This is a genomic window from Floridaenema aerugineum BLCC-F46, assembly GCF_041929345.1.
In the GTDB taxonomy this organism is placed as follows: Bacteria; Cyanobacteriota; Cyanobacteriia; order Cyanobacteriales; family Aerosakkonemataceae; genus Floridanema; species Floridanema aerugineum.
The window spans coordinates 1-8,085 of record NZ_JBHFNQ010000211.1 but is presented as its reverse complement, the minus strand read 5'-3'; the positions used below and the strand labels follow the sequence as shown (position 1 = coordinate 8,085).

The window sequence follows — 8,085 nt, the reverse complement described above, 5'->3', positions numbered from 1 at the left end:
TGGCACACCTTCTGGCACAGGCTGAAATGCTTGTACAGTAATCATTCTAATTGCTGATGTAGTTCGTTGTGCCAGGTGTGCCATCACTTTTTTAATTTGAATTTTTCCTAGTTGTGGCACAGCTAAAAAGTAAAAACCCCTTGTCAAAAAAGGGGGGGGTTAATTGGTGTCGCTAACCCGGGCTGTGCCAGACACCTTTCAATTTCTCAAGAGCGATGGCACACCTTCTGGCACAGGCTGAAAGATATTCAGGGTAAGCAATACAATGGCTGACATAGTTCGTTGTGCCAGGTGTGCCATCACTTTTTTAATTTGAATTTTTTCCTAGTTGCGGCACAGATTAGTTAGTTATCTGATCGGGTTGACCAATTGGGCCGGAATATTCAATGGTCTGACGCAGTATCCGAATTTCCTTCTCTAGCTTCCAGATGAGCACCCTCTGCTTGTCAATTTCTTCATCTTTGTCCGCTAGTTCATTTTGCAAACTTTTGATTAGAGCGGCTTCTGCATCGGCAGATGCTCCCTTGGCTTTGAATTCGCTACAAAGCCACGCTAAAATTACGGAGCCGATCGCGATCGCAGCCGTACTAACATCCAAACTGCCAACAACATGAGAAGATGGAGGTGAATTAAGGGTGCTAGGCGCAACCACTTGTGCCACTACAGAATTTTGAGTTTTCATAGGTTTTAAAAAGCTTGTTGCTTTACTTTACACTGCCTAATTATAAATGGCAGTGCTTTTTTTTAATACTTTGTTGACTCTTCAATTTTTGGTGCTTATATTAACATTTTCCTCTGTATATACAGAGTTTTCTTTTAACCACAAATCTATAGCGCTTGAAATAATATCAGTCCTGCTAATACTTAAATCATTGGCAATTTTATCTATTAGTTTAACCTTCCACAAAGGTAAACGGCAGTACACGGGATAATTCCTAATACTGCCGTCTAACTCTTTTTCTCCTTTCCCTTTATAAGGTGACATCAAACAGTTCGTTACCCGGAATAATAGTTGTGGTAAAAACAAAATTCGTATTAGATTGATAACGACGATCTCGTTTAACTATTCGCATAAATTCCCTATGGCCTGCTCTCGTTCTACCAACGAGGCATCCCGCACTAGCTAATCCTATATTGGTGCGAGGCAAGTCATAACCCCAATGTTGATTAACCCCGAATAACCCATTTTCAACTTTATCGCCTGGTCTTTTAAAATCCTTGTTTAAATCTCTATGCACCAATATAGTAGATACTTGCACCAATCCTTCATGAGGCTCAGAATTACCGTGCATACCTACCTTCCAGGCTGTGTACTGACCAAACGCGATCCGTGCAGCGCCTTTGGGATTCATTGGATTCAAGGTATAGCGCCTACCTGGTTCGGTTGTGCCTTCCCAAATCCCTAATATAATTGGTTCTTCATTCTCAAAAGCCAACACTAAACGGACATCATTAAATTCATTAGGCGCGTCATTATTGAGAGTTCCATCTGGATTTACACCCTCAATGTAAATAATATTGAACTCTTGATTATCTTTAAATAATCGATGTCTTTTCTTTTCCATGTAAGCTACAATTTTATCTGCCAAGTCAGTCGCCATAAAATTGCCTCAGTATCACTCATGCAGTTGTATTATACCCAATCATGCCGGAGTTCACAAACATGACCGATACTCTTAAAAAAGAAGAAGAATCATTACAAGAATCATACAATTTAATACCTGAAAAAATAACGCTCCATTTGAGCGGTGAACAAGCGCTAGCTGTGCTTTTATGCCTGGGATCATTCGCCAAACAAGGGCTGGAATTAGGAGTAGTTTCCGAGTCGGATTGGGTGGAAAGAGAAAAACTGATAAAAATTTTTCTTGACGCTACAAACTGTCATGTGCGATGTCCAAAAACCTTTGTAAAGAATTTAGATGAAATCATTCAAGATATAGCGTCTGTTAAATTATAAATTTAACATTTTCCCCACCAAATTGTCCCGCCTTAGACCAATGACCGGAACATCGATGAGGCAGAAATAAATTGCTACTTCGCTTCCGCAAAACCTCTTAAACGTTGTTCGCGCGACAAACCTCTGGTGAACGGACAAAAGGAATGATAGAAATGAATTGAAGTGATAGATAAGTGAGTTTTTATGACTGACGCACGCGGGGCTTACGGCATTCAAATAACTGTAGGCACAACAACCAAGTATTTAGCATTTCGAGCGCCAAAGGAGCTCTACGATGGTATAGCCGCAGCAGCTGGTTTAGACAAACTTGATACTCCGCAAAAACTTGGTAAAGCGATTTTTGCACCCGCAGCTACCTACTGTAATCGAATAGGCATTAGCTACGAGAAAGCAGGCAAAAAGCGAACTGGATCAATTTGGGTTGCACCTGAAAAATTTGAAGACGTTTTGGATAACCCACCAGCAACATACCGAACTTACGCAGTGACCAAAGCCTTCCAGCCGCTTGATACTACGAGACATTAAAATTGTTTTGTTTAGTTTGTTTCAATTAGTAAATTAAGGAGTGTTAATGCTTGTAAAATATATAGCCATTTGTGATGAGCAAAATAATCCAACGTCGTATTTTGACGGTAATGTTTTTGGGAAAAATCAACCAAAGCTTTATAATCCATCAGAATATTCAACCTGCAATGTAATTTACGGACAATATTTTAGCCGCCATCCCAACGAGAATGTCCGCTTGATGGAGGTAGAAATTACTATTCCAGCTCTTCAACCTTCGACTGAATCAATACTAGAATCAAGTCTTACTGGGAACCAAGCATCTACCGAACCAAACAGAGATACACTTGAAACTGCAACTACATAAAACACACTAAAGCCAGGGTAAAACCTGGCTTTAAAATATGATTAAAAAATTATCGCCAGAATCATTTAATGAACTTGTTAACGGGAATATTAAATTAGACAAAATTAGCCGATATCATCCCGACTTTGAAAGCATCAGTATTGGTTATCAATGGATTATTAAAGAATTCAATTATGAAGAATGGCTATACACTGGAAATATAGTAACAGTGCAAGTTACAAGCATTTTTCAATTAGATTTACAGCAGGCACATATAACAAGGTCGTCAGTTATTACACTAAACAGTAATTACAAATTTTTAGAAATTGAAGTTGTATAATTAAAATCATGTTTCAAGGGTTTAATTATGACTAATATTATTTCCTCTGACAATGAAGAATTTCCAGAATTACCAAATCTACCACAAGCTGGAATTTTAGAGGATTTGCGTAGTAGGTTTCCTGAGATTGACAGAACAACAATCATTAAAGAATTCCCGTCAGGGCAAATTCGATTAGAGGCTGGTAGTGATGGGTTGTTTTTGGTGTTTGATTTAGACTGTTTGGATGCTCTACCCTATTGCAAGGCACATTGCTGTGGGCATATCGGAACGGTTGTTCTGGATGAAGAAGTAGACGATTTAAACAGTTTGTCACAAATTCTAGAAAAGCGTTTGCTGACTTACAATCATTACATTGATAAAAACCGGTATGAGATGAAACGAGACTGTGATGGATTATGTGCAGCACTTGACCGCAAAACTCGAACTTGCGAGATATACGAGAACCGCCCCCGTACCTGTCGAGTTTTTCACTGCTCAAGGGGGTTAAATCGTGGATTTCGACTCATGTCGGTTTCTCGACAGAAAGAACTTGAATTGATGTAAGGATTTTCAATCATGAATATAATCATTACAATGATTATATTCATCTTTTTAAATAAATCCTAAAGAGCCACAAATGAATCAATTATCAGCAATTGCAGAAATATTGCACCGATGGTAAGGATCATAAAGTACGATAGGTGCGCCAAACCCATCTAATTTTAAGAGTGCATAGCGAAATCTAACCTTTTTTTCTGGCCTGTAACGCTTTTTGCGAACAGTTTGGCCGTAAATCACATGACTACCGGGATTATTATTACTTTGCTTGCCAGGGGCATTACTTTCCTTAAGCCTGTCTTCATCATATTCATGGCCTTGAATCGATAAAATTTTTTTAATAACTCCTACCGCTTCAGTTTTGTTGATCGCATAAATTTGCAGCCAGTAACCTTTTTTTCGATCTTGATAACTGTAGATGTATTTACCTTTCGTGAAATCCCAAGTGGGAATTACACCAAACGCTGCCTTGATCTTATTTGCAATTACCTTAGCTTTTGTTTGGGTCATAGTCGAAGGAGTTTCATCCATCAAACGAAAGTTGATATGTGCCTGAACCCTGCTAAAACCATCTGGAGTGACCGCTAAATCTTCTTCAAAATAAAGCAAGATTTGTGGGTGATCATCCATGCGATCTTCATCAAAAGGTTGCACCGGTAAACCATAATAAATAGGTTGAAGTCTTGCGGCGTTACCCAAGGAAATCTCAAAAAATATCACGCGAACTAATACGACAATAGCTGAATCATTGGGTCCAATAATGCAAGCTTGCATAAGGTTGTTTACTGGTCGATCGATTCGAGGTTCTCTAACGTGCCTGTCATATCTATCGTGTTTGAAAAAGTCCCTGACTCGCCAATTGTGAAAGTTTCTAATAATTTTTAATAAATGCTCCCACGAACCAAAGCTCTCTGGTAGAGGCATATTTTTTCCTCCTACTGTGCATCATCGGTTTCTGGGGCATTACCATCCGATCGAGTGTATGGAGCTCCCAAAGATTCTTCGTTTGTTTTAATTTTACCCGTCGTAAGGGTATTTAAATCATCTCTTAAGTCTTTTTGGTATTTTTCCTGTGATTCTTTAAGTTCTTTTTTCTGTTCTTTGATATCTAACACCTGCTGCCCCCAGCTGTTAACATAAGACGCAGCATTAGTTATTGGGTTATCATCTGCAAGTTCTTCCAATTTATAAAACTTGTTAAGCCAAACTGAACGAGCTTTAACATTCTCCTCCCAAGGACTAGAGTCAAAGATAACACCCGCCTTTAGCATTTTATTGTGCAACCGCCCTAGTTTACTGGCTGTCATTTCTTGCAATTCTTTTTGCGATTCGTGAATATCTTTTACAGCTTGAATCTGCATCGCCGCTCCACGCACAATGTTATTAAATGAAGCCCATTTAGCTTTAATTTCTGCCCATCCTTGTACACCAAAAACCTGTTTTGCTATTTGTTCTACTCTGTCAGATAACCATTGACTACTATTAATTGGTGTCTCCTCTAAATCAAATAAATCCCCTACGAGTGGCACATCATCCAGCACTTTAAAAACAGTGTCTACCATCCCGGTAATTGGGCTCCAAAAAGTTTGGACTATATCTTCAGTGAGCATTAAAGCATTATGAAGATTCAAGATAAAATCAGTAACTTGCATTAGCTGAGAAAGTTTAGCCAAAACTTTTGCCATTCTGCTTTGATTGAAAGTACTAGCTAATCGTTTCCTGATATCAGCGATTAAGTCGAATTGTCTTTTTACAGCAAATTCAGTGCCAGGTAAAGCGAACACTCGGTGAGTTTCCACTGTGGGAACCTGTACCATATTCCCTGTCGGAATACGGACAATATTCACACTCTCTACGGTTACGGTTCTTTGCAGGGCTCTTAGTGCTTGAGCAGCTTGGCATGGTCGGCAACTCATATCATCTTCCTCTTTTGGTTCATTAATAAAAGGGTTGGGATTTCTGATAGGCATGGGCGATTGGTAATTAATCGGGCGAATATCAAGTAAATCAAGGTATTGACCAGACCATTGCTGGATATTGCCCAATTCACCGTAGTTTGTTTCACTAGATACAGTCAGCTGAAAAATTAATCGATTGTTTGCATCTTTTACCTGTGGACTACCATTAACGAATTGATATTGTAATGGAAAAGGAACATCGGATAATTTAATATAATTAGCAACCGAATTACCATATTGTTCCACTCTCCCACTGGACAAAAAGGGACTGCGACCCGATGTAATTAATGGATAAGGAGCTTCGGTTGGATTTTTTTCTACTCTCCATGATCCTAGACGAAAAAAAATTTCTATTGTTTGCGATCCAGAGCCACCCATAGGTAATCGAAGCGTAGGAGTAGTATCGGGCTTTCCTGGCCTTGGAATTGAAGGGTTTTCTTCATTGGTTTTACTTTTATTGTAAGCATCATTAGCGCCATCCCAATTTGTAGGATTATTCTCTCGTCTTGATGGTGAGCCTCTCTTCTTCCAATTTTTTTTAATAGATTCTCCTACTTTTTCTCCCAACCATTCTCCAATGTCCCGCGCAAAATCGCCAAGCGGATCACCGTCTAGCGGACTCCTGAAGAATTGTTTGCGAACAGGATTAGGCTTTACATCAATAGTAGGAATACGGGTAGGTCTTCCAGAGCCGTATTGCGGATTCTGATTCCAAGTTTCAAGAGGATTATCTGGTCTATTTGCGGGTCTAGAGCTATTTGAGCCACTGGGCAAAGTAATCCCACGTTGTCCTGAATTATTTGCTGGGATTATTTGTCCACCATTATTTGCAGATGGGATGTTGTTTAAGTTGGGTTCAGGGGGATTGGGATTGAAAGGTCTTGAGTTACCCCATTGTTCTTTTCTTCCAGCAGGAATATCAGGCCGTTTATTGATTATCCCTTCATCAAAAGGATTGCTAATTGGTCTCCCTGGTTTTCCCGGTTGATACCTTGGAAGTGGCCTAACATTAATAAAGGGATTTCCTGGCATCTCAACTTAAATATTGTGTTGCTAGCTGGTCAATGTCTTTGCTTTGAAATTCTCGGACTATCATCCTAAATTCTATTTTATCGTCTCCTGCCAAAACGCCACAATTTAGAGGTTTTATCGAAGCTCTGATTTTGCAGTTGTGCCCCATAACAATCATTTGATTCGCCGATAAATAAGGAATAAGGTATTCTGTATAAGATGGCGAAACTCTCATTATAATAAATTCTGTGGCTGTTGCAATTTTATCTTGTGAATTCATGTATTCAATTGTTAAGATTTTTTTATCGGCATCAGCTGTCGCTTCATTCCAAGCCTTACTAATTTCTGCTTCGTTCATCAATTCTATGCCCTCTGGTTTTTGCATTGCAGGCATTTCTTGGCAAGACGTTAGAGTGATATTTACAAAAAAATCAATAATTTCAGCGTTGTAACTTAAAGTTTGGTAGACTATTTTAGTCCCATCACCAGATGTAAGTGTTTCTAAAGGCCATTGATAGTTTTCAGGCATAATTAAGAAGTAAATCAATCTGCAATTCCATTTTACTCCAACATGAAAGAAACAGAGCAATTAGGAACTTTAGCCGCGCTTAAAAATTTGAAATTTTTAAGGGATTCTAACATAACGGTGGATCTCACTCCCATAATTAACCAACTTGCAGTAATAGAAGATAAAATAAATCAAATTTATGGCACAGGCTCAAACATTGAAGGTAATCCAGATTTAAGCACATTAAATGGAAGGCTGAGTATTATTGAAAATCGATTAACTGCAATTACCAACTATTTCAACTTAACTTCAAGTAATCCAAGTAACGATTTGATACTGACAGAAGGAACAGTACTATCTATGCTTGGATCATTGACCGATCAAAGTGGATATTCTAACGTAATATCAGCGACCGCAGGACAACAAAATCCTTTTCAAACTGTGGGAATAGATAATAACCCCGCACTATCGCTTATTACGAATCAAAATGAACTATCTATACCTAATATTCCTAATTTATTAACAGGAAACGGGGCAACTCTTTATGTTGTTTTTGGAAGCTTTGACGGGAACGGAGTCCAAGAATTAGTTAGAACTCAACCAAACGGTGAGACATGGTGGCGATTTAGTAATGGAAAAGGATACTTTTCAGTTTTCCGAAACAGTAGACTTGAAGAGTACCCATCAGCTATGCCATTAAATGGTAATTTTCTGTTATCGATACATTCACGCTCTAATGATTATGAAATTTTCATTAACAATGCTAGTCAAGGGGTCGTGGGCGGGAATTACTTCAAAGGAGACAGATTCTTGATTTGTCCCAAGGGTAAATACAATAACTGTTATCTTTATTTACTTTTGGTTGTACCGTTTTGGGTAGATAAAAATAGCTCATATCATCAGAGGAAATTAAATGCCATT

Annotated in this window: 11 protein-coding genes; 6 read left to right on the top strand and 5 right to left on the bottom strand. The window is 38.6% G+C overall.

Going from position 1 to position 8,085, the window contains the following annotated elements:
• Positions 1–340 precede the first annotated feature (340 nt).
• Complete coding sequence (locus tag ACE1CC_RS28845) at positions 341–682, bottom strand: hypothetical protein (RefSeq protein WP_413273873.1); 342 nt, start codon at positions 680–682, stop codon at positions 341–343.
• 289 nt (positions 683–971) lie between these two features.
• The gene (locus ACE1CC_RS28840) at positions 972–1,601 is read right to left on the bottom strand and encodes a hypothetical protein (RefSeq protein WP_413273872.1); all 630 of its coding nucleotides are present in this window, start codon (positions 1,599–1,601) and stop codon (positions 972–974) included.
• 62 nt (positions 1,602–1,663) lie between these two features.
• On the opposite strand from ACE1CC_RS28840, the gene ACE1CC_RS28835 reads away from it, so the two are divergent.
• From ACE1CC_RS28835 to ACE1CC_RS28815, 5 genes are all read left to right on the top strand, one after another.
• The gene (locus tag ACE1CC_RS28835; protein ID WP_413273871.1) at positions 1,664–1,957 is read left to right on the top strand and encodes a hypothetical protein; all 294 of its coding nucleotides are present in this window, start codon (positions 1,664–1,666) and stop codon (positions 1,955–1,957) included.
• A 183-nt stretch (positions 1,958–2,140) separates the two neighbouring features.
• A complete protein-coding gene (locus ACE1CC_RS28830; RefSeq protein ID WP_413273870.1) occupies positions 2,141–2,482 on the top strand; it encodes a hypothetical protein in 342 nt (113 codons plus the stop codon).
• A gap of 46 nt (positions 2,483–2,528) precedes the next feature.
• A complete protein-coding gene (locus ACE1CC_RS28825) occupies positions 2,529–2,828 on the top strand; it encodes a hypothetical protein (RefSeq protein ID WP_413273869.1) in 300 nt (99 codons plus the stop codon).
• A 37-nt stretch (positions 2,829–2,865) separates the two neighbouring features.
• On the top strand, positions 2,866–3,147 hold the full coding sequence (locus tag ACE1CC_RS28820; protein WP_413273868.1) for a hypothetical protein: 282 nt from the start codon (positions 2,866–2,868) through the stop codon (positions 3,145–3,147).
• A 27-nt stretch (positions 3,148–3,174) separates the two neighbouring features.
• A complete protein-coding gene (locus ACE1CC_RS28815; protein WP_413273867.1) occupies positions 3,175–3,693 on the top strand; it encodes a YkgJ family cysteine cluster protein in 519 nt (172 codons plus the stop codon).
• 78 nt (positions 3,694–3,771) lie between these two features.
• Here ACE1CC_RS28815 and ACE1CC_RS28810 read toward each other — a convergent pair whose 3' ends face one another.
• The 3 genes from ACE1CC_RS28810 to ACE1CC_RS28800 form a co-directional block, all read right to left on the bottom strand.
• Entirely contained in the window at positions 3,772–4,611 is an 840-nt protein-coding gene (locus ACE1CC_RS28810) for a hypothetical protein (RefSeq protein WP_413273866.1), read from the bottom strand.
• An 11-nt stretch (positions 4,612–4,622) separates the two neighbouring features.
• Positions 4,623–6,212, bottom strand: a complete 1,590-nt coding sequence (locus ACE1CC_RS28805) for a hypothetical protein (RefSeq protein ID WP_413273865.1) — start codon at positions 6,210–6,212, stop codon at positions 4,623–4,625.
• Positions 6,213–6,678: 466 nt separating this feature from the next.
• The gene (locus ACE1CC_RS28800; protein WP_413273864.1) at positions 6,679–7,185 is read right to left on the bottom strand and encodes a hypothetical protein; all 507 of its coding nucleotides are present in this window, start codon (positions 7,183–7,185) and stop codon (positions 6,679–6,681) included.
• Positions 7,186–7,227: 42 nt separating this feature from the next.
• Between ACE1CC_RS28800 and ACE1CC_RS28795 the strand changes: the two genes are divergently transcribed.
• Positions 7,228–8,085: hypothetical protein (locus ACE1CC_RS28795; RefSeq protein WP_413273863.1), on the top strand; the 858-nt coding region annotated here is incomplete at its 3' end.

What these genes read in the sequence shown, in the direction of transcription:
- ACE1CC_RS28825 (WP_413273869.1), top strand. Translation starts at nt 2,529, where the DNA reads ATGCTTGTAAAATATATAGCCATTTGTGATGAGCAAAATAATCCAACG.
- ACE1CC_RS28840 (WP_413273872.1), bottom strand. Translation starts at nt 1,601, where the DNA reads ATGGCGACTGACTTGGCAGATAAAATTGTAGCTTACATGGAAAAGAAA.
- ACE1CC_RS28835 (WP_413273871.1), top strand. Translation starts at nt 1,664, where the DNA reads ATGACCGATACTCTTAAAAAAGAAGAAGAATCATTACAAGAATCATAC.
- ACE1CC_RS28810 (WP_413273866.1), bottom strand. Translation starts at nt 4,611, where the DNA reads ATGCCTCTACCAGAGAGCTTTGGTTCGTGGGAGCATTTATTAAAAATT.
- ACE1CC_RS28845 (WP_413273873.1), bottom strand. Translation starts at nt 682, where the DNA reads ATGAAAACTCAAAATTCTGTAGTGGCACAAGTGGTTGCGCCTAGCACC.
- ACE1CC_RS28820 (WP_413273868.1), top strand. Translation starts at nt 2,866, where the DNA reads ATGATTAAAAAATTATCGCCAGAATCATTTAATGAACTTGTTAACGGG.
- ACE1CC_RS28815 (WP_413273867.1), top strand. Translation starts at nt 3,175, where the DNA reads ATGACTAATATTATTTCCTCTGACAATGAAGAATTTCCAGAATTACCA.
- ACE1CC_RS28830 (WP_413273870.1), top strand. Translation starts at nt 2,141, where the DNA reads ATGACTGACGCACGCGGGGCTTACGGCATTCAAATAACTGTAGGCACA.
- ACE1CC_RS28800 (WP_413273864.1), bottom strand. Translation starts at nt 7,185, where the DNA reads ATGCCTGAAAACTATCAATGGCCTTTAGAAACACTTACATCTGGTGAT.